This window comes from Amycolatopsis sp. NPDC051758 (assembly GCF_044453095.1).
In the GTDB taxonomy this organism is placed as follows: domain Bacteria; phylum Actinomycetota; class Actinomycetes; order Mycobacteriales; family Pseudonocardiaceae; genus Amycolatopsis.
The window spans coordinates 12,215-33,281 of the sequence record NZ_JBITCJ010000012.1 but is presented as its reverse complement, the minus strand read 5'-3'; the positions used below and the strand labels follow the sequence as shown (position 1 = coordinate 33,281).

Sequence of the window (21,067 nt, the reverse complement as noted above, 5' to 3'; positions counted from 1 at the left end):
TGTGGCTAGGTCGAGTCAGTTGCGCCCGACTCTTTGTCGCCACAGTGGAATTCCGCGCTGTTGCCGGACGATCGCGTCGCAACGTTCGCACTGACGGGGGATGCTGTGATGCTGTCGCTGGTTCAATGGCAGGAATGCCGCGACGCCTGTGACACCGCAAAGCATGGTGATCGCCTCGCCCGCGGTGGGGATGCCTTCAAGGCGTGCGTGATGCCACACGCCGTCCATCACCGGGTGAATCATGAGGGGATCGATGTAGATCACCGCGACTGTCATGACACTCGGTCCCACGGGAAGCCGCCCAGCGCGTCGGCTGTGGCTGACTTGCTGAGTGCCTTGCGCTGAAGGGCTTCTGCGGTGCCCGAGTATTTATCGAGTAGCGGCTTCTCGGTGAGGTAGGCGGTGCAATGAACGTTCTTGAACGCTACCGCCATCGACGTTCGTCGGCTCTCGTAGAGAGTGAAAGCGTGAGGCGGGTTCAGTCCTTTCGCCTTCGTCGGCACGATTCGGACGCTGACATGGTGCAGACTTGCCACCGTTCGGAGGTGTCGAACCTGCTCTTCTGAGTCAGCTTCGCTGCTCGCCGCACGTACGGCTTCCTCGCCGATGAGGAAGAGATAGCGGCGAGGACCGTTCAGCATCGCTTGCTGGCGAACGGCACGCTCAAGTGGTTCAAGTTCTCCGCTGCCGGGCGGCTCCTCGCCGGTGCCCGGGTCGCGATCGAAGTGTTGCCGAAGCCGAAGTTGATCGGGAAGGTAGAAAGGGGACCATTCCACCACACGGTCCGACAATTGCTCGTATGTCCACATCTGACTGAAAGCCTGCATGTCTTCATGTGTGATGAGGTTTTCGTCGCGAACCTGTTTGGCCAGCTTGATGAGTTTCTCGTACTCGGAGCCGCTGATCCCGAGGAAGCCGAGAATGTGGGCGACGTCGGATGCATGGGGGACGTGGGTTCCCAGCTCCAAGCCGGACAGACGCGCCGGTGACATGCTGAGCTTGTCAGCGAGGCGGCGCAGTCCGATCTTCCGCCGTTCGCGTTCCTCGCGGAGGCTGGCGCTGACGAGCAGCGCAGCAGGGCGGCGGATGGTTGGCAAAGACATGGTTGATCTTTCTGCAGGTGGTCGTGGTAGTTCTGCGGTCGCAAGCGAGGGTGCGGCCCGGTTATCGCCAGCGCTCCGGTAGTGGTCGCGGAGTGCCGAACTTCGGCCAGAAGGCTTCGAGTGCCAGTCCCGCCGCTTGGAGGTCCATTTCGGTCAGCTGCTCGCCGTGTCCGCGCGGTCGCCTGAACTGCCGGAACGCGACCCTCAGGCGGGTCGCGGCCTCCGGTTGGGGAGCCGCAGGCAGCGACGTTCGCTCCGACGCGGTAAGTCGGATCCGGGTATGGCACCTGATTCGTGGGTGACCTTGTTGTCGCTGCGTGTCACTTCTGCTGCTTGCATGGGTCGAGCGTGCAGCGGAAGGTTTCGGCTGCAAACGACGTCGACGTATGAGTTTCAGCAGGTAGGAGTCGTGTGTCGCCGGATTCCATACATCCGGAGGATGAAATCCGGCACTGTGTTGTGTTCGATCGAATACACTGCGTGTCAGGTAGTGGGTAGGAAGGGAACGACCGTGCAGATGCCGACGAGAAGGTGCGAGAAATGCGGCGCGCGCCTGGCTCGTGACCGCGTGAGCAACCACTGCGGACCCTGCATCCGCTTGTTGATCGCGAACGAGGCGCCACCCCAGCCGGACACTTTCTGGGCTGCGGAAAGCATCAGCGCCGCGCTGAAGGCTCGTCACTTCGGCCGGCTCTTCGCCGCCTACCGCAAGGAATCCAACCCGCACGTGTCCCAAGCCGCGCTCGGCCGGTGGCTCGGTCTGACGCAAGCGCAAGTCAGCCGCCTGGAAGCGCCGGGCGCCCGCCCTCCGAGCAACCTGGTGAACCTCGAACGCTGGGCGAAGGCCCTGCAGGTTCCCCCGGCACTGCTGTGGTTCAACGTTTCCCATACCGTCGAGGAATTGGCCGGCGCAGGCGACGACATTAGCCTCGGACGCGTGCAAAGGCGACAGTTCTTCAAGACCGCAGGTGTCGGTGCCACGGCGATCGGCGCGTCATTGCTCGGCGCCGGGCCGGCCGTCGCGGCCAGTCTGCCCAAGCCCCGCAGCACGGACGTCGAGATCGTGCGCGATATGACAGCGACGTTCCGCCGTCTAGACAATCGATTCGGAGGCGGACACAGTCGCGCGACGACGACCATCACGAACTATCTGACATCGACCGTCACGCCGATGCTGAAGGACACGACCAGAAGAGCTGCGGCACGGGAAGAACTGCTCGGTGCGGCCGCCGAACTGCACCAGGTTGCCGGCTGGATCGCGTTCGACGTCGGCAACGCCGCGGAAGGACAGCGGCGCCTGCGCGATGCGTTGAAGCTGTCGCAGGACGCGGGCGACGATGCGCTCGAGGCCGAGATGCTCGCGGCGATGAGCCATCACGCCGCATTCAATGGTGCTCGCGAGGTCGCCGTCGACATGGCGCTCGCCGCGAGGCGTACGTCGAAGAGGTCGGGTTTGGCCGCTCTGCAGGCGGAGGCTGCGGTGCTCGAAGCGCACGGCCACGCGCTGCAGGCCAACCCCTCAGCTTGCTTCGCGGCTCTTCATGAGGCCGAACGCGCCTTCGAACGCTTCTCACCCGGCGCTGGACCGGCGTGGCTCAACTACTTCGACAGCGCGTATCTCTCGGCGAAGTTCGCTCACGTGTTCCGAGACCTCGGTTCCGCGGCTGAAGCCGAGCAGTTCGCTCGCCGGGCACTGGGAATGGACGACGGGTACGAGCGAGGGAGGTTGTTCAACACCGCGTTGCTTGCGTCGACGTTGGCCGACCAGGGCCGTGTTGACGAAGCGTGTGCGGAGGCCACCGTCGCGGTGCGCATGAGCGAGCAGGTCCGGTCGATCCGAGGTGGTGCCTACCTCGCCGACGTCGGTCGTCGACTCAGCCCCTACCGCGCCGATCGGCGGGTGCGTGCGCTCTACGCGCAAATGGAGGACGCCGGCGTGCCGACCCCGGTTCAGCGGTAGAACGCGAGGACGTGGAGCAAGGCGACCTGTGACGCCGCGCCGACGATCTCACCTTTGGTGATGTGGTCACGGACCGAGTCGAGCGGTATCCAGGCCACTCGCTCGGCCTCGTTGATGTCTTCGGGCTCGCCGACATACTCCGCTCCGCGGGCCACGAACAGCAGGTTCTCGGCGTCGGCGCTGCCGACGGTGGGCTGCATCGATCCGAGCGGCTCGACGTTCAGTGGCCGCCAACCGGTCTCTTCCTCGACCTCGCGGATAGCGGTCGTCGCGGGGTCCTCACCTGGGTCGACGTAGCCGCCAGGCAGCTCCCAGACCCACCGGTCGATGATGAACCGGTGCCGCCACATCATGAGAACGCGGTCTTGGTCGTCGAGGACAGCCATCATCGCGGCTTTGGGCATGCGGAGCACGTACTGCTCGAACTTCACGCCGTCCGGTAGCTCGACCGAGGCAATGCTGAGGCGGAGTCGGCGGGTGTCGTCGACGACTCGCTCGCCGTGGATCGTCCAGCGTGTCAGCTCTTGCCCGTTCGATTCGGTGGCCACATCACGAGATGTTACGGCGTTTGTCCCGGGTGCGCGCTGTCTTCGATGGCCCTGCCTCTCACGCCGCCGGCGAGGCGCCGTCGGCTTCGTTGTCGGCCGACGAGCGAGTCGACTTGGTCATCACGTCGCTGCCGCCAGACCGCGGAGCCGACGGTTCGACGGAGGCGGTGGCGATCGCAGCAGCTCGGGCGCTCGCGTTCGGCGGAATTCTCGCGGTCTACACCCACAGTGACTGGTCGAGCGGCCGGCTGATCGACCCGTCAGGACCGATGATCGCGGCCGCGCAGAACGCCGACCTGCTCTACCTCCAGCACATCGTCACCCTCCACACCCCCATCAGGAACGGCCGCCTGCAGCCACCCACTGCGACAGACCGAACCGCCCTCGCACCCGGCGGCCGAGAACCCGCCGCACCGATGACGCACACGCGGGCGCACGGCGACGTCCTGGTCTTCGCCCAAGCCCACGCCGACGCCACGCAGCCGGAAGACCTCCGATGACCAGCCAACCGAAAGGCATGGGCACCGCCATGACCACCACGCAATCGAACACTCCGCCCTCATCGGCCGATGAGCCGACCATGCCGCTGCCCCGCGCGTTCATCGACGCCCTCGACACCACCCCGCCCGCCGACGACCCGACGGACTTCGGCGAGCTGCCGGTCTCGGTGTGGGCGACCGCGCAGACCTCGCCGGCCGCGCAGCGCAAGGACAGGTATGTGCCGGAGTCGACCGCGCACCCGGCCAAGATGCTGCCCGCCGTCGCTGCACACGCCATCGAGCACTACACGAAGCCGGGGGAGGTGGTACTGGATCCGATGTGCGGGATCGGCACCACCCTGGTCGAGGCAATCGACCTCGGCCGCCGCGCGGTCGGCGTCGAGTACGAGCCGCACTGGGCCGACATCGCCCGCGCGAACCTCCGCCTCGCGCATAAGCGCGGCCACGACAACGACGGCCAGGTCGTCCGCGGCGACGCACGCCAGCTCGAGACACTTCTGCCTGGTGAGTATGTCGGTCAGGTTGCGCTGGTGGTCACGTCGCCGCCGTACGGCCCGTCGGTGCACGGCCAGGTTTCGACCGGTAAGGAAACCGAGGACGGCAAGGTGCGCAAGCACCATTACCGCTACGGCAGTGCACTCGACCGCGGCAATCTCGCCAACATCGGCCACCACCGGCTGCTGGCTGGCTTCACCCGGATCCTCACCGCCTGCGCCCACGTCCTGCGCCCCGGCGGCCACGTCGCGATCACGGTCCGGCCATGGCGTGAGCACGTCGAGCTGATGGACCTGCCCTCCCAGGTCATCGCCTGCGGTGCCGCGGCCGGGCTGGTACCGGTCGAGCGGTGCGTCGGGCTGCTCGCCCGAGTCGCGGACAGTGAGCTGGTCGCGCGCGGCAGCTTCTTCCAGCGCGACTTCATCCGGAAACAGCGCGACGCCGGACTGCCGCTACACCTGATCGCACACGAAGACGTCATCGTCCTGGGTGCCAGTGTGGAGTGATCAAGTAGTTTGGAGCGCCGGGTCGAGGTACACGAGCTGTCACGATTGGCCAGGTCGGGGTTACCAGCCGCCGACCTTAACCGTAGTAAAACCAAGCCGAAGGGAACGGCCTCGGACGCCACCGCGGGTGGTCGCTGATTGCTTGGCTCACGTGCCGTCGTCAGCGAGGATGTGTCATGACCGTCGCCACCCTGCAGCTGCGTGAACCCGGCCCGGCGCAGTCCAACCTCATCTATCACTTCTGCGGCCGACCACCGGGTACGGGGGTCTCTCCTCGGCTGGACGTCAATATCGCCGCCATGCCGCCCCAGGATCGGCTGACGAGCATCCTGTGGGACGGGATGCTCCGTGGCTCGCCTCCCTTCGGCGCCGCGAACCCGATGGTGTGTTTCTCCGAGAGCCCTGTGCGGCACCTACATTGGTTGCTCGGTGAGCGGTCGTTTCCGCCGTGGGCGCTGCTGTTCAGCAGACAGTGGGTTTACAACTTCGGCGGGGGCCCGGTCTGGTACGCCCGTGATGCTCAATACAGGACCCTCTCAGCACCCGAGCTGGATTGGGCCGTGCGGTTCGAAGCTTACTCCAGCGATTGGCTGCATGAGCGAGAGTGGCGTATACCGGTTCAGCCCGGCTACGGCGGACTGCGGGTTACCTCCGCCGACGTCCAGGTCGTAATCGTCGGTGAGCCAGATTGGCAGCCTTGGCGCCAGGTCCGCGAGTGGACCGGCTCGATGCTCGACGAGTACGGCCAGCCCAGTCCGTACGGCCAAGAACCGGAGATGTACCCACAGTGGCGGCTGTCGCCTCTGTGGAATCAAATTCACGCATTCTGGTGGGACCGCGTGAACCGCCGATTCGTTCACGTTCACGCGCCTGCGCAGAGATGAACGCCGGCACACGACCGGCGCGTGACTTGCACACCGCATGTTCAGCCTCGTCGATCAGCATGGGATGCGCTCCGTCGTCGAGGCTCACTGGCGCCGACCTGCAGATTCTTTCATGAGAGGGGGCGCTTGGCACTTGCCGCAGCTCAGGCGCAGGCCGCTTTGGCGCTTGCGCTTCCGCGCGGTGATGACCGGATCTGCCGGTTCCCAGTGAGATGATGGTCATAGGAAAGGCCGCAAGGCGAAGAAACTGCGACTGCAGTTCGCCGCGACGTTGGCGGAGGGGGAGACACATGACCGCCGGATGGGGACCGCGGCTGGGAGCACCCCAGTTGGCGTTCAACTTTGTACCGGTCAACTTCTCGACGGAGACGTTCGACGGCGGCTTGGTCGACTTTGAGTCGTCGGACCAGCTCAACGCGCTACGCAGGGATCTGGAGGGCACTCACGTGGTTTCCCGGACACGCGGTGGCATCGCCTGCATCCCATTGATTGCCGACGCTGCGGTGCACGGCACACCGACAACATTCATCACAAAAGAGTATCGGCGGCTGACGATGCGGCTGGTTCAGCAGGCTCTCCTGCGGTCGGTACTGGAGTGGGGTTACACGCTGCGCAAGCCCGGGCGCGCGAGCTTCGTGTCTCGGCGCGCGGGTAAGGACCTAATGGCCACGGCCTCCCGGGTCCGCAGCACTGACCCCCTGAGTCGGCTGCACGTGTTCCCGCAGTATGTACTGGACAGCAGAGTCGCCGGCCCATCCGATGCTCCTGGAGTCATCATCGGAGCGAAGACCCGGTACGAAATCGATCTGACGGTCGAAGAGCTGATCGGCCTCGGCGTCGACGTCCGCGGCTTCTACGTCGTGGCCGACGACGGTGCCCACGCGCCGTTCGCGTATATGGATCTTTACGCGACTCGTCACAACGTCGGAGCGGTCGACCACGTCGACGGCCCCGATCTTGTGCTGCGCGATGCGGTCGGGGATCAGCGCATCGCGGCGAGGACAGCGTGGCTGGAGAGTCGTCGCGATATTTTCCACACGGTCATCAACACGGTCGCAGGCACAGACTCCACGCAGATCATCAAGGAGTTGGATAAGGCCACGTTCGGGCTGCTCGGCGCCTTCGGCCGTTTCGAGAAGACGATCGAGATTGCCGGCAACCTGGCCCGCCGCGGCGCCCTGGATATCGCCCAGGGACTGTCAGTGACGCTCGGCCCACCTGTCGGCTCGTCGAGCACTGCCCGCACTAGTCAGTGGACCCGCTGCGAGTCCCCGACGTTCACCTTCGACCAAGCTGGCGACAAGACCCACCCCTCGGCCGACCGAGGGTTGGACGAGTTCGGGCCATTTGACGTCGAGTTCTTCGCGAAGAAGAAGCCGCGGATCGTGGTCATAACGCCCCGTGCTCATAAGGGCATCGTCGAGCAGTTCATGACCAAGTTCCTGCACGGAGTCACAGGCGAGAAGGTTTACAACCAGGGTTTCATCCGGAAGTACCACCTGAGCGGCTGCGACGTGCGCATGGAGCCTTTCGACGGCAGCCCGACTGACGCCCCGGCCTATCGGCAAGCGTGCCAAGTGGCGCTCCAAGCTGGTGATGCCGACCTGGCCATCGTCATCACCAGTGAGACCCAGGTCAACCTCACCGGCGACGACAGCCCTTACCTCGTCGCCAAGTCGACATTGATGGGTCAAGGCGTCCCAGTCCAGGAGGTGCGGATCGAGACCGCTCGCTTACACAAGCTCGGCTACCCGCTCAACAGCATCGCGCTGGCCTGCTATGCCAAGCTCGGCGGTATCCCTTTTGTGATCGCCTCGCCACGCGCCCTGACCCAGGAGCTGGTCATCGGGATCGGCAGCGCGCACGTCAAGGCCAGCCGCAACACCGCCGCCGAGCGGGTCGTAGGTATCACCACCGTCTTCACAGCCGACGGCAACTACCTGCTGTCGAATACCTCCCGCGAAGCCGACTACGCCGACTATCCCCGCGAACTCTTGCGATCACTGACCGAATGCATCGACGAGGTCAAGGCCCGAAACGCCTGGCAGCCCGGCGACGAGGTGCGGCTCGTCTTCCACGTGTTCAAGCCGCTCAAGGACACTGAGACGACCGCGGTCAAGAACCTCGTGCAACGCCTTGCCGGCCAGTACGCCAAGGTCGAGTTTGCTTTCGTGCACATCAGCACCGACCACGAATGGGTGATGTTCGACCGCGCCAGCAAGGGCATCATCGGCTGGGGCAGCAACGGACAGGCAAAGGGCCACTACGTGCCCGACCGCGGCTACGCCGTGCCCATCGGCACTCACGAGATGCTCTTGGCCGTCAGCGGACCAATGGACCTCAAGAGCGCCCGGCACGGAGCACCGAAGCCGTTGCTGTTGAAACTGCACCACCAGTCCACCTTCACCGACATCGAATACCTCACCCGGCAGACGTTCCGATTCACCTCGATGTCGTGGCGCAGCATGTACCCGTCCAGCACACCGGTCACGATCCTGTACTCCAGCCTGATCGCCGACCTGCTCGGCCACCTGCGCCACGTGCGCAACTGGAACCCCGACACGCTCGCCACCCGGCTGCGTTCCAGCAGGTGGTTCCTGTGACCGCTCCGGACACTCCACACCCCACCAGCCCAGCCGGGCAGCTGGCTGCGCAGGTCGCCAGCCTGGAACGCACCGTCGTACGTGCGAATCTTCCGGGCAACCTCGACGGTCTGCTGGCCCACCACATCCTGGGGGACCAGCCGGTGAGCTTCACCTGGAACGTCGCCCCCACTCCGCAATGGCTCCATGACAACCAGGATCGCCTCGCCTACGCTCCCTCGCTGGCCGTCCTGGGCTACGCGCTCGCGAAATTCGCCTCCGCTGCTTCCCAATCCGCTCGCCGTCACCTCATCGAGTGGATGCCAGCGCTGATGCGCAAGGACCCATTCCAGGCCGACGGCGTCACCTTCGTCAACGACCCGCGCCAAGTTGTCGGGCTCGCGCTCGCTGTCAACGCCATCGGCGACAGCGCTCCCGAGGCCCGCACCTGGATGGCCGGGATATTGGCTGACCCGCGTGTGCGGACCGCGACCGCGCTGCTCGGCATATTCCATCAGCACGCACGGCACCTCCTTGCGGTGCCCGCGGGTCACCGGCCTGACCCTCACGATCTCCACGACCCCGTCGACCTGGCCGGACTGCACTGGCTGGCCAGCACCGACCGAGGTATGCACCCCTTCGACGCCAATACTCTGCGTGATTTGCGCGCTCGGCTACTGGGAGGCCTCATCCTCGGGCAAGCCGATCCCTCGTCGGCCCCACGAGCCGCGCTTCTCCTAGCAGCTGCAGCGCACATCGTCACCGCTAGCGTCGATGACCTCATCCTCGGACACAGCCACGTCGGACTGCTGCTGAGCCGATTCGAGGACGCCATGCGCCAATGGCGCTACGACAGCGACGCACTCGAACGGCCCATCCGGTGGGAGATCACCTCCGAACGTGAGGTACAGAACATTGTCTGGCTCATGCTCCGCCCGGTCTTCGACGACCTCATCGACGAAGAGACCCTGCACAAACTCGGTCACAGCACCTACCGCGCCGACTTCGCCATCCCGTCCCTCGGCCTGCTCATCGAGGTCAAGTACGCGCGCAAGGCGGCAGACTTCAAGATCTTCGAGAAAGAGATCATCCAGGATTACGTCGGCTACCTGACCGACAACGAGCCCTACCGCAAGCTCGCCGTGTTCGTCTACGATGAATCCGCCTCCGTCCAAGAACACGGGACCACCCGCAACGCCCTACTGAAGCTGCCCGATGTCACCGACGTCATCATCGTCAGCCGCCCCAGTCACGTACCTACCCCGGCCCGTCCCAAGCGCTAAGGCGCAACCGCACATCGCCTGCTCGGCTGTCCGTCCGACGAGGTCCTGGTGACTGTTCGACCGTCGCCGGTGGCAGGGGATTGATCAGCACTGCGCTCGAACTTTTCGATCAGCTGCACGGAATCGGGAATGGCGCGCCCGGCTCGGTCCAGCACCCGTCGCGAGGTGCTGCCGGACGAGGCCGAACGCGCCAAGGGGTCCCCGCCCACCGGTTGATGGCCGGCTCGGATGCTTCCGGCCCGACTGGCCGCTGGCAGCACGGGTTAGGGAGCGCGGCGCCCAGCGCGTTCTGGCGGTTTTCATAGTTCTACGCAGTCAGGTCCGGTTCGGTCTCTTCCCCCTGCAGACGTAGGGCTAAGGTCCACAAGCTTTCACCCCCCTCAACTAACCACCTTGTGGTGCCCTGGTTCGCGACGGGTTGCTCCTTCCAATCGGCAAGCCGCCACATCTCGCGGATGAGACCGGAGGGGGAGTACTGCTGCTGGTCGGCCTGCCACAGAATTGGCTTGGTGCGGCTGTTGACCCAGGTTGCTCGGCTTCGGCGGGGGTCCTCGGCGAGCCAGTCGGCGAGTGCCGCCTGCTCGGTGGTGACGGAGCTGAAGTAGACGAGTGTGGTACCTTCGGCAATTGCGTGCGCGTCGACAAGGTATGGGACTGTGTTCGGGCGACGCGGCTTGCGCTCAGGCTTGGCCCGTACGTAACCGGCTGGCAGCGTCGGGGCGTTCTTTCCCGTTTCCGCAGAGCGCAACGTGAGTCGGCTTAGGTGTCGTGTCTGTTCCGGGTTTGCGAGAATAGTTCGTATCTGCGTGCCCGCGCCGTATTCGGCGTCGGCGTGGTGTATAAGCCACGGCACGAGAATGGCCACTGTGTCGGCAATGCGCGGAAAAATTTCGCTTTCCCACGGGTACTCATGCTCGTCTATTTGCGAGACGCCGAGGTGTTTCAAGACAAGGTGGGCAATCAGGTACTCACTGTGTTGCGCTACGGCGGCAGCCCGGCCCTCCCTTTGGGAACGCGTCGCATGCAGGATTTCGCGTACGGCTCGCACCGCAGTAACGGCTCTCCAGATCTGTAGGGCTGAGGGGCGTGGATCGAACAGTACCTCGTATGCGCCGCGCTCGCCGCGCTCCCAAAGCGGATCAAGCGAGCGAGTCAAGCGCGCGGAGTAGTCGGCAGTAGGGTGAAGGCAGGCGAGCGCGGCAGCGGCCTCCACGATTGAGCAGCCGGACTCGGGCGAGGGATCGGGAGCGCCGCGCTTGATTGTGTACTGCTTATCCAGGTCGGCGGCGAAGTCCTCCCGAATCTCGCTCTGAATCGGATCGAGTGCAATAAAGTCGCGGGCTTCTACGCTGTTTTGCAGGTTGGTGGCCTTCGTGACGTCCTCGGCGAACCCGGCGACCCCGTTGGTCGCGATGACTCGGACACTAACCTTCGCCTGTGCGGCGATCTCCGGATGGGTGCTTATCGCCTCTGCAATTGCAGTGACGGTTTGGGCGCCGTTGACGACGCTCGCATTCACGGCGGTCAATTGCATTGGTAGATTGTGTGCAAACTGCATCGAACCGGGTCGGGCGACGATGCTGTCACAAAGTACGGTGATTCCATTATTGCGATACCAGAAGTTGCCCGGCTCAGTGATCAGTGACTTCACGATCCCACTGTTCGTCCGTGTCGCGCCGAGCGGGTCGCGGATGTTCGCGCGGAACAGGCTCGCGCCATGCTTCGCTGACCAGGCGGCGACATCCTCGACTCGCACCGAGCCCTGAAAGGAGGTGTGCAACCCGTCATGTTGATGCCACGGCCCCAGCGTGACATCCAGAGTGATCGGCTCGGGTTCACGGTCCTCACGGGCCTGCCGACTGAAATCTTGAGCATGTAAGAAGCTGTACGTTAGCCGGGGGCCATGCTGGTTGAACCGCGCCAACGCATCCTCGAGCACCCGTATCACGGTGGGACCGGGAGTCGCTGTACCCATCAGCGCAATCACCAGGGTGACCGGCGCGTTGCCCTCGACCATCAAGGCAGACGCCGCTTCCCCAAGAGCCTCACCACGCGCGTTAAACTCTTCGAACCGCTCACAATCGAGATAGTCCAGGCCGCTCACCAGCTCTCTCGCAGCCTCCCGGTCGATTTTCGCCGCGCCAGTATCGCTCCATTTCGCCTGTACCAGGTAGACATGTGGGGGCTGCTTACGCAGCGCGATCCCGTCGATGCCCTGGTCGGCAATGCCGTCTATGACAAAACTGCCCGCCGTGGTCGGGTCCACTCCGGCGACGATCCGCACGGCCAGTGCAGTCAGTGCCCGCGAAAGTAGTCGTTGCTCCGCGCCCGCCGCGCCGTATTGTCGAAGATCGCCACCGTAGACATGGCTGGTGTAGTTGCGCTCCAGCGCCGCTCGCACTTGGCGCGCGTAACGCTGCGCGTCCCTGTCATCAGCCATCTACCCAACCCTATTTCGCGAACAGTTGATTACAGCGTGTGGTCCTGGTTGACTACACGTAGGAAGATTGACCCTTGCCTATGTCCCGAACTTGCCGTGGTCGGCCTGATGCTCATCAGAAGAGCCGGCCCTCGGAGGACGCCGGTCGTGTGGCATAGTCCCAATCGCTGTGTACCGCGATCATGACGACCCGATTGGTCGAAAGCGACAGTTCGACGACCTCGCGGACCTGCGCGTAGTCAGCCGCGCGCCCCCCGAGCCAGCCGCCACCCAGCAGCGCGGCGAACGTGCTGTTACTGAGGTGTCGTTGAGAGTTGAATTGACCGTCCCGGCGGCACTTCCAATCCCGAAGATCCCTCGCGGCATGGATGGTGCCGTTCAGCAATCGTTCTTTCGTAGCCTCAAAGTGCCGTTTCGTCGTGAACTTGACGAACCCCGGCCTTGGCACAAGGCGCGGATCGGTCAGGTTATCTTCGCCGGCGTAAAGCCTGTCGACATCGTCGACGTACTCGGGAAACGACCTGTCCGAGCTGTAATGAAGCAACGCGAGGGCGCCGAACCTTGGATGGAAGTAGACGAGGTCCACGCCGGATGGTTCGCTATTGCCGATGAGTCTGACGTCGACTAAGGTGACGCCGAGCCCGTAGCCGTCCTCGTCCCGTGCCATTCGCATCCAGCCGAAAACACGTGTTCCGTTCCGTGCTGGCAATAGCACCTCGTTTTCCGGGCAAGACCAGAAATCGTCCGGCTTGCGAGCCTCTTTTAGGCCCGAGATTAACGGTGGGCATGGAGAGTCAGCTGTCCAGGTCGACAGCTTCGACAACTGTGTGTGTAAGTTGGCCGCTTTCAACGAGAGTGCGACAGCATCTTGTTCGCACGCCAGTAGAAACCCTGTCTCGCCATCGACCCTGTTCGGCTCCATGTGGCTACGCAGTTGTTTCACTATGTGCGCAGCGTGCTTGCTGGATTGTGAGATCAGGGCCAGTAGCTTGTCGCTCTTGAGAGGAGTCAGTGTTGTTCGATTCCTAAGCGCATGAGTAATGTCGGAGTACATGTCGGTATTCGGCGTTACGGGAACGCCGGGTGTCACCATGTCGCATAGGTCGAACTCTAGAATTCTGTAGGACTTCCCGGATAGGTCGCCGGGCATGACGCGTCCGAGTGCGACGATCATGACTAAATCAGCGGTTCTTTCAACGAAGACGGCCATGGACTGCTTGCCCCGCTTCAACGCGCGATACGGGTAAGCGTCCAAGCCGATGAGCCCGTCTCTCTGAAACGCCTGGCGCTGCATAGCCTGCTCAACCTGGTCAGTGACGTCGAAAATGACCGCGATCGACAAAGCCCATCCCCCTTACTTGAGGCGCTCGAATACTAACGCACGTACCCCGCACCGTGGTGAAGGCCTTGTGCTTCGACCGCTACGCGAACTCGGACCTGTTCGCGGTCGGGACCCCTGGACTGGGCGCTGTTCGCGTTCACCGGTACTGGCCTGAACTGTTCGACGAACTCGCCGAGCGGCACGCCGTCAAGATCGTCGAACTCGCCCGTAACCACCGATGCGTCACGGAGATCATCAAGATTGCGAAACGCATGAGGGACGATCGTCGCCCGATCGCCGGTGACCGCCTGGCAGTGTGGTGTCGGCCGCCTACCACGCCGATGGCCTGGCTCGCCAGTAACTATGGGTGGTCGCCGCGGTGCGGAACGCTCACGCGTCCGGGCTGGTCTGCGCGAGAGTGCAACAACACCCTGTCCGTTAACGGACGGCTCCAGTCAGCGGGAATGCGGCGGCGACGTGCCGGTACTTCGGGATCGGTGGCAACATCTCCTCCGGTGGAAACGCCGCTGGTAGGGCGAGGGTCTGGACGGGCTGAAGGGCCGATCGAGCGCCCCGTTGCACTGTCCCGACCAGCACTCACCCTGAGGTGGTCGAGAAGATCATCCGTCTGCGGCGGCACTACCACTTCGGCCCGATGAAGATCGAGATATACCTGCGCCGCTACCACGACGTCGAGATTGCTGCGTCGACGATCTGCCGCATCCTCAAACGCCTGGGCACGAACCGGCTGCCCGCCTTACAGCCTGCAAGCGTCACCAGGCGCGATGGAAGCGCTACAAAAACAACGCCCGGCCACCAGTTGCAGATCGACGTCAAGTTCGGTCGAACCCGATCACCGCCGACACCAGCCGACAGAAGCGGTACTACCAGTACACCACGACCGACGACTGCACTAGCCTGCGGATTCTGTGAATCTACCCCCTCTGCGATTGGAAGAGTCAGACCAACGTCGGCGCCGACCTCAGCGAACGGGCGTGGCCGACGATGACATAAAGTAGCTAGTTAATCACTTTCCGAAGCAGGTCTCGTTTTTTGTCGGTGGGCTGACGCAGCCGGTACCTCATCTATCGCGTTCTCGACGCCGGCTCGCAGAAACCCCGGATGTCCAGTCTCGCGATCCAGTCAGCCGGCTTCTCGACGGAGCGAGCGCGCTCATGGTGACCAGCGCCAAGATCCGCCTCACCGCGGGCACCTAGATGTACGAGGCCATGGTGTGGGCGACGCCGACGCGGAGCCGCGTGCTGGGTGACCGGACTCCCGTGTGCGTTCACTCTGGCAGGAGGCACCCGGCGTGTGGGAGCCCGACGCGCCCGAAATAGGGTGACCAGCAGAAACACCACGGCCTTCGGGTCGCCACCCATTGACGAGCAAGGACACCCCGACTGATGGCAGTGACCCAGCAGGAGATCGAGAACCGACTGTGGGATGCCGCTGACGAGCTGCGCGTGGCGATGCCCGAAGCGCAATACTCGTCGGTGGTCTTCCCGCTGATGTTCTGGAAGTACCTGTCGGACACCTGGGAGCACCACCACCAGGAGTTTCTGGCCGACAACGAGGGCCTGGACGGACTCTCCGCCGAGGAGGCTCGCGAGATCGAGTACCGCGACTACCAGTCGTTCGAGATCCCGTTCATCCACCGCGGCACCGTCGGGGAGCGCCGCGCCTCCTGGTCGTCCATCCTTGCCACGATCACCAAGCCCGGCCTCGGTCTGAGGGTTCGCGCCTCCCTGCAAGCCATCGAGACGGCCAACCCTGACAAGTTCTCCCGCCTGTTCGGCGCCATGACCTGGACCTCCGAAGCAGTGCTGTCAGGCGAGGTGCTGGCGGCCGTCATGCAGGCGATGGATCGCACTCCGAAGATGCACGAGGGCAACATGTCCCACGACGTGCTCGGTGGAGCGTACGAGTACCTGCTGAAGCGGTTCTCGGACGGGTCCGGCACCCGCGCGGGTCAGTTCTTCACTCCGCGCGAGGTCGTCGAGCTGATCGTCGAAGTCCTGGACCCCAAGGGCTTCGAATCGGTGTACGACCCGACCTGCGGGTCGGGTGGCATGCTCATCGCTTCCGCGAACCTTCTGAAGGCCCGCGGCGGGCGTGGCTACACCCTCAAGCTGCACGGGCAGGAGGCCGTACCGGACACTGCAGGTGTGGCGCGTATGAACCTCTTCATGCACAACCTCACCCAATTTCAGATCGAGGTCGGCGACACCCTTAAGGACCCACGCTTCAAGAAGCCGAACGGGTCCATCGCGCAGTTCGATGTGATTCTCGCTAACCCGCCCTACAGCCTGAAATGGAAGCCCTGGACCAACGATCCACGCGCTCTCGGCGGGGTCGCCCCGCAATCATCAGCGGACTGGGCGTTCGTGCAGCACATGATCGCCAGCATGGGCCCCAAGAAGGGGCGAGCCGGCGTCGTCCTGCCCCATGGTGTCCTCTTCCGGGGCGGCCAGGAAGCAGCCATCCGCCAGCGTGTCGTGGATGACGACCTCTTAGAGGCGGTGATCGGGCTGCCGGCGAACCTCTTCTATTCGACTGCCATTCCGACTTGCATCCTCGTGTTTCGTGCCCCCGGTACCAAGGCCGCGGAGCGCCGGGAAGGGGTGTTGTTTATCGATGCCTCCACGCGGTTCACTAAGGCCAAGAACCGCAATGTCCTGACCGAGGGGGACATCGCCGATGTGGTGACCGCCTACCACTCGAATTTCGCCACCGACGGCAACCCGGTCGACCCTGACGGCGGACTCGCGGCGCGTTTCGTCCCCGCCGCAGAGATCGTGGCGAACGGGTACGACCTCAACATCGGGCGGTACATCAAGCAGGCCACCGCCGAGCAGGAAGACCTCGGTACCCTCATCGACGCCTACAACATCGCCCGAGTTGAGCGCCAGAAAACCGAGCAGCGCATGCTCGCCGTTCTCGCTGCCGCTGGGATCGAGGGCATCGATGAGTGACGGTTATCCTCTTCGTTCCCTCGGCGAGGTGATGCACCTGGATATCCAGCGCACGCCGATGATGCCTGCAACTACCTACCGTCTGGCCGGGGTCTTGAACGCAGGACAGGGGCTTGTCGCCAAAGGAGAATTTGACGGCGGAGACACAGAGTACACGGCGATGAATGTTCTGTGCGTCGACCAGGTTGTGATGCGAAAACTGACCGCGTGGGAAGGCCCGATCACCGTAGTGCCCGCCGAGTTCGACGGATTCGTTGTCAGCAGCGAGTTCCCGACATTCACCCTCGGTCCCGAGTTGGTGCCCGACTGGATGAGGCACGTCTGTCGCTCACCGCGACTATGGGCAGAAATGAAGAACCGAGTGAGCGGGACAGTTCAGCGACGCAAGCGCCTCAACCCAGAGCAACTATTACAGATCCAACTCCCGATCCCGCCACGCGAGATACAAGCGCGGATCGTCGAGATACTCAACGCAGTGGACCACCAGATCGCCGCACTCAACGAAGAGGGCCAGGTGCTAGACCGCGTATCGATGGCCGCGGCCCAGGACCTGCTCTCCAACGAACCGCTTGTAGCGCTCGGAACGATGCTCGATGCCATTCAAGGAGGCAGGAGCCCCCAGGCGGATAAAAGGTCCCCGAACGCTGACGAATTTGGCGTGTTGAAGGTCAGTGCGGTCACGCCCTTCCGCTTCCTCCCCGAGGAGTCCAAGGCCCTTCTCCCTGGCACTTCCATGCCTAAGTCTGCACTTGTTCAGCCCGGCGACGTACTGATTACGCGGGCGAACACGCCTCTGCGAGTCGGGGCGGTCGCGCGAGTACCTGTTGATGTTCGGGATGGCCTTTACCTTGCCGACAAGACCCTCCGTCTTGTGCCGTCACCGAAGTTGGATCCGGATTTCCTGGTGGTTGCGATGGCGTTGAAATCGGCCCGGACCCACATCACGAGTTCGGCCACCGGCACAAGCGCTTCAATGTTTAACGTCAGCCAGGATCGTATTCGTGAGACACCGATACCGCTTCCTGACCTCGACAGGCAGGAAGAGGTTTCTTCCACCGTGCTGTCCATTCGCACGAACGCCGACGCAGTCCATGCAGAGGCCCAACGCCTCCGAGCTTTGCGCTCCGGCCTGCTTGCGGGCTTGCTGGACCGCACCATCGACATCGAGTCCGCCGAGTCAGAGGTCTGAGCCGTGGCGAAGGGTATTCGGGAGCGCGAGTTTCAGAACTTAATGATCCAGTGGTCCCTTCCGATGGGCTGGGGATTCACGGCAGGCAGGTCGTTGTCGCGTGCGGCGACGCAGACGGTAGTCACGGATCAGCTGCGGGACGCTATCGTCCGACTCAACCCTGGGGTGATCGCCGGGTTCGATGTGGACGCGGTGGTCGAGGAGATCGCTGCCACGGTCAACGCCGTCGAAGGCGGGCTGGTGCGGGCCAACGAGCAGGTGCTCCGTCTGCTGCGCGGGCTTAAGGAGTTCCGGGACGCCGACGGCGTGTGGCACGCCCTGAAAGTCATAGACCTCGAGCACCCGACCGCCAACACGTTGGTCGTGTCGGACGAGGTGACCATTACCGTGCCCGGCAAGACCTCCCGCCGATTTGATCTCGTGTACTGGGCCAACGGCTTGCCACTGGTCGTGGTCGAGGTGAAGTCCCCGACCGCGAGGTCCGGGTGGGCGGATGCCGCCCGCGAGATCAATGACGTGTACGCCACCGAGTACCCGTGGTTCTTCACCCCGAACGTCTTCGCCGTCGCCACTGACGGGCTGAAGCTGCGATTCGGTGCCGCCGGCGCGCCCACGAACCTGTGGCAGCCGTTCCGATCCACCGCCGACGACGAGAACCTATCCGGGCAGGCCGACGTGCATCGCTCCGTCGAGCTGCTGCTCAACCCGGCCACGATCCTGGACATCCTCGCCAACTTCGCTCTCTTCGACACCTCCGGGGGCGGCGCAGACAAGAAGTACTTGCCCCGCTACCCGCAGATGGAAGCTGCGCACCTGATCCACAAGCGGGTCCTGGAGGGTGGATCGAAGGGCCTGATCTGGCATCACCAGGGGTCCGGGAAGACGCTGCTAATGGTGTTCGCCGCCTCACTGCTGCTGGCCGACACCCGCACCGAGTCGCCCACGATCATCTTGCTCTCGGACCGGACCCAGCTCGTTCGACAGACTTCCGGCGTGTTCACCTCCGCGATGGGGGATGCCTACTTCCACCAGCCCGCCACCAGCCAGGAGCTGCGTTCCCTGCTGTCCGCCGATGTGCGCGGCGTCATCTCCACGACCGTCCACAAGTTCGCCGATGCCGGCAAGAACCTGTCGACCCGGGGCAACATCATCGTGATGGTCGATGAGGCACACCGGACTCAGTCCGCCAAGACGACGTCGCTGGCCGGGCAGATGCGCGCGGCGTTGCCGCGCGCGAAGTTCTTCGGCATGACCGGTACTCCTGTCCGCAACCTCGCTACCGACACTTTCGCCCTCTTCGGCGAAGAAACTGACCCCGGTAGGGTGCTGCATCGGTACTCGGTGTCCCGTTCTGTGCTGGACGAGGCGACTGTCCCGGTGATGCTGGACCCGCGCCCGGTGGCTTTCGAGATGAACGACCAGGAGTTGCAGGCCGAGTTCGACCAGTTCGCTGACGACTTCGACCTCGACAACCCCGACCGTGAGGCGCTCTCCCGTAAGTTCGGACGTCTCACCTCGGTGTTCGCCAACCCCGACCGCATCGACGCGGTCTGCCAGGACATCGTCGACCATTACTTGGCCAGCGCCTATCGCAACGGCCTCAAAGCCCAGGTCGTCGCCTACAACCGCGAACTGGCCGTAGCGTACACAGACAAGATCAACGAGCTGCTGGCTGGCTTCGAAGTGTCACAGGTATTCGCCGAGGTCGGGAAGCATGATCGGATCGCCGCCGAGGTGAACATCTCGGTTTCCGACGCCAAGGACGAAGACCCCGCCATGCGGAAGTTTCAGCTCTCGGAGGCTGCGGAGGAGGAGCAGAAGCGGCGGTTCCTCACCCCGGACGACCCGCTGTGCTTCCTGGTGGTGACCGCGAAGCTGATGACCGGGTTCGACGCGCCGAACGAGGGCGTTCTCTACCTGGACAAGCCGCTGAAGGCTCACAACCTGTTTCAGACGATCACCCGTCCCAACCGCACCTGGGTGTCCCCGAGCGGGTTCGTGAAGACCTCCGGCGTGGTAGTGGACTACATTGGCCTGGCCGAAGAGGTTCAGCGGGCCGTGGCCGACCCCAGCTCGAAGGGAACCGGAAAGGGTGGCGGGTTCGTCACCGACTTGTCAGAGCTGGTTGCCGAGTTCCGCACGACATTTGCCCGCATCGAAGACCTCCTCGTCGACGTGGACGACCTCGATCTCACCGTCCACGGATACGAGTCCGTGCGGGCCATCAACACTTTCCTGGACGCCAACGCCGGCGCGGCCGAGGTGTTCACCAAGGACTACCGGCTGCTGGCCCGTCTGTACCCGCTCATCAGCACCGACAAGCGGATCACCAAGTACCAGGACGGCTTCGCGCTGTTCGGGTCCGTGTACACGACCTTGTTCAAGAAATCCTCCGACGAGGAGAGAAAGGAACGGCTAGCCGAGCTGGGGCCGATGGTTCTGGAGATCATCAACGCCCACGTGCATTCCTTCGCCGTGGCCGCCGCCCAGGAGGAAGCCCTCGTCCTGGATGCTCACGGCATCGCCGTTCTCAAGGAGCTTCTGGCCCTCGTTCGCCCTGAGCACGACCAGGACGCCGGTGAGGACAAGACTTCGCCCTCCGCGGCGGAAATCCTCGACCGTATCAAGGCATCCCTCGATGAGGGCGTCGAACCGGGGTCGGCGAAGTACATAGCCCTCGCGGAGCGGATCAGGCTGCTGCGGGACCGGATCATCCAGAATGCCCAGGACGCCCTGGAGTTCTTGTCCGAAGCGCTCCGAGTCGCCAGCGCCGTCGTTGACGCCGCTAAGCACCCCGACGAAGCCGTCATCGTGCTCGACGACGACCACGTGGGCGTGCTGTCGCGGATCATCCACGACCACGCACCAGCTGGACTCACGATCACGGAGCGGAACCTGGCCAGGGAGATAGACCAGGTGGTCACCCGCACCCTCGCCCGGTTGTGGGACAACGCCGACGCTCGCAACCGAGGTGTCCGACGCGCCACTGCCGCCGTCTTCCGCCGGTACAGGTTGAAGCCCTTGGGAGAGCCGTATGACTCCACCGTCGCCTACATCGAAGCCCACTATCTCGTTGACTGACGGATGGGACTGCGCCGAGTTTGGTTGACTCGCAGGAGGAGCGAGACAAGTCGTTCAGCTCGACGTCGTGCTGGAAGGTGGGCGGCGGCCGAGGCTGTTAGGCGTTAAAGCCGCGGCCAGAAGTCCTCTTATTGCATACGGTGCCTTCGAACGCTTGATGGCACCATTTCGAGTCTTTGTGCAGTTCAGAGCCTTCAGGC

General features: G+C 63.8%; 14 protein-coding genes. 9 read left to right on the top strand and 5 right to left on the bottom strand.

The annotated features are described in order from the left end of the window. Positions 1–15: 15 nt before the first annotated feature. On the bottom strand, positions 16–276 hold the full coding sequence (locus tag ACIA5G_RS42020; RefSeq protein WP_395933867.1) for a hypothetical protein: 261 nt from the start codon (positions 274–276) through the stop codon (positions 16–18). Beyond that, a complete protein-coding gene (locus ACIA5G_RS42015) occupies positions 273–1,103 on the bottom strand; it encodes a Scr1 family TA system antitoxin-like transcriptional regulator (RefSeq protein ID WP_395933865.1) in 831 nt (276 codons plus the stop codon). Before ACIA5G_RS42015 ends, ACIA5G_RS42020 begins: the two co-directional genes overlap by 4 nt. Positions 1,104–1,701: 598 nt before the next feature. Here ACIA5G_RS42015 and ACIA5G_RS42010 point away from each other — a divergent pair. Further along, positions 1,702–3,063: a helix-turn-helix domain-containing protein gene (locus ACIA5G_RS42010; protein WP_395933863.1), complete on the top strand. Its 1,362-nt coding sequence runs from the start codon at positions 1,702–1,704 to the stop codon at positions 3,061–3,063. On the opposite strand, the gene ACIA5G_RS42005 is transcribed toward ACIA5G_RS42010, so the two are convergent. Next, positions 3,054–3,611, bottom strand: coding sequence for an NUDIX hydrolase (locus tag ACIA5G_RS42005; RefSeq protein ID WP_395933861.1), 558 nt, complete (start codon positions 3,609–3,611; stop codon positions 3,054–3,056). The two genes, ACIA5G_RS42010 and ACIA5G_RS42005, sit on opposite strands and share 10 nt — an antisense overlap. Positions 3,612–3,778: 167 nt before the next feature. Here ACIA5G_RS42005 and ACIA5G_RS42000 point away from each other — a divergent pair, with 167 nt between their 5' ends. The 5 genes from ACIA5G_RS42000 to ACIA5G_RS41980 all read left to right on the top strand — a co-directional run bounded on the left by ACIA5G_RS42000 (position 3,779) and on the right by ACIA5G_RS41980 (position 9,861). Further along, the gene (locus ACIA5G_RS42000) at positions 3,779–4,111 is read left to right on the top strand and encodes a hypothetical protein (protein ID WP_395933859.1); all 333 of its coding nucleotides are present in this window, start codon (positions 3,779–3,781) and stop codon (positions 4,109–4,111) included. 17 nt (positions 4,112–4,128) lie between these two features. After that, entirely contained in the window at positions 4,129–5,112 is a 984-nt protein-coding gene (locus tag ACIA5G_RS41995; protein ID WP_395934422.1) for a TRM11 family SAM-dependent methyltransferase, read from the top strand. Positions 5,113–5,288: 176 nt separating this feature from the next. Next, positions 5,289–5,996 carry a hypothetical protein gene (locus tag ACIA5G_RS41990; protein WP_395933857.1) on the top strand — a complete coding sequence of 236 codons (708 nt, stop codon included), beginning with the start codon at positions 5,289–5,291 and terminating at the stop codon, positions 5,994–5,996. Between the two features lie 290 nt (positions 5,997–6,286). Further along, positions 6,287–8,599: a Piwi domain-containing protein gene (locus ACIA5G_RS41985; protein WP_395933855.1), complete on the top strand. Its 2,313-nt coding sequence runs from the start codon at positions 6,287–6,289 to the stop codon at positions 8,597–8,599. Further along, a complete protein-coding gene (locus ACIA5G_RS41980) occupies positions 8,596–9,861 on the top strand; it encodes a hypothetical protein (RefSeq protein ID WP_395933853.1) in 1,266 nt (421 codons plus the stop codon). Before ACIA5G_RS41985 ends, ACIA5G_RS41980 begins: the two co-directional genes overlap by 4 nt. A gap of 307 nt (positions 9,862–10,168) precedes the next feature. On the opposite strand, the gene ACIA5G_RS41975 is transcribed toward ACIA5G_RS41980, so the two are convergent. Then, positions 10,169–12,301, bottom strand: a complete 2,133-nt coding sequence (locus tag ACIA5G_RS41975; RefSeq protein ID WP_395933851.1) for an AIPR family protein — start codon at positions 12,299–12,301, stop codon at positions 10,169–10,171. Between the two features lie 115 nt (positions 12,302–12,416). Next, on the bottom strand, positions 12,417–13,643 hold the full coding sequence (locus ACIA5G_RS41970) for a hypothetical protein (RefSeq protein ID WP_395933849.1): 1,227 nt from the start codon (positions 13,641–13,643) through the stop codon (positions 12,417–12,419). A gap of 1,385 nt (positions 13,644–15,028) precedes the next feature. On the opposite strand from ACIA5G_RS41970, the gene ACIA5G_RS41965 reads away from it, so the two are divergent. From ACIA5G_RS41965 to ACIA5G_RS41955, 3 genes are read left to right on the top strand one after another with little or no spacing between them, the layout of a single operon-like run. After that, positions 15,029–16,597 (top strand): N-6 DNA methylase, encoded by a 1,569-nt coding sequence (locus tag ACIA5G_RS41965; protein ID WP_395933847.1) that lies wholly within the window; start codon positions 15,029–15,031, stop codon positions 16,595–16,597. Continuing rightward, positions 16,590–17,786 (top strand): restriction endonuclease subunit S, encoded by a 1,197-nt coding sequence (locus tag ACIA5G_RS41960; protein ID WP_395933845.1) that lies wholly within the window; start codon positions 16,590–16,592, stop codon positions 17,784–17,786. The genes ACIA5G_RS41965 and ACIA5G_RS41960 overlap by 8 nt, the downstream gene beginning before the upstream one ends. A 3-nt stretch (positions 17,787–17,789) precedes the next feature. After that, entirely contained in the window at positions 17,790–20,867 is a 3,078-nt protein-coding gene (locus ACIA5G_RS41955; protein ID WP_395933843.1) for a type I restriction endonuclease subunit R, read from the top strand. Positions 20,868–21,067 lie beyond the last annotated feature (200 nt).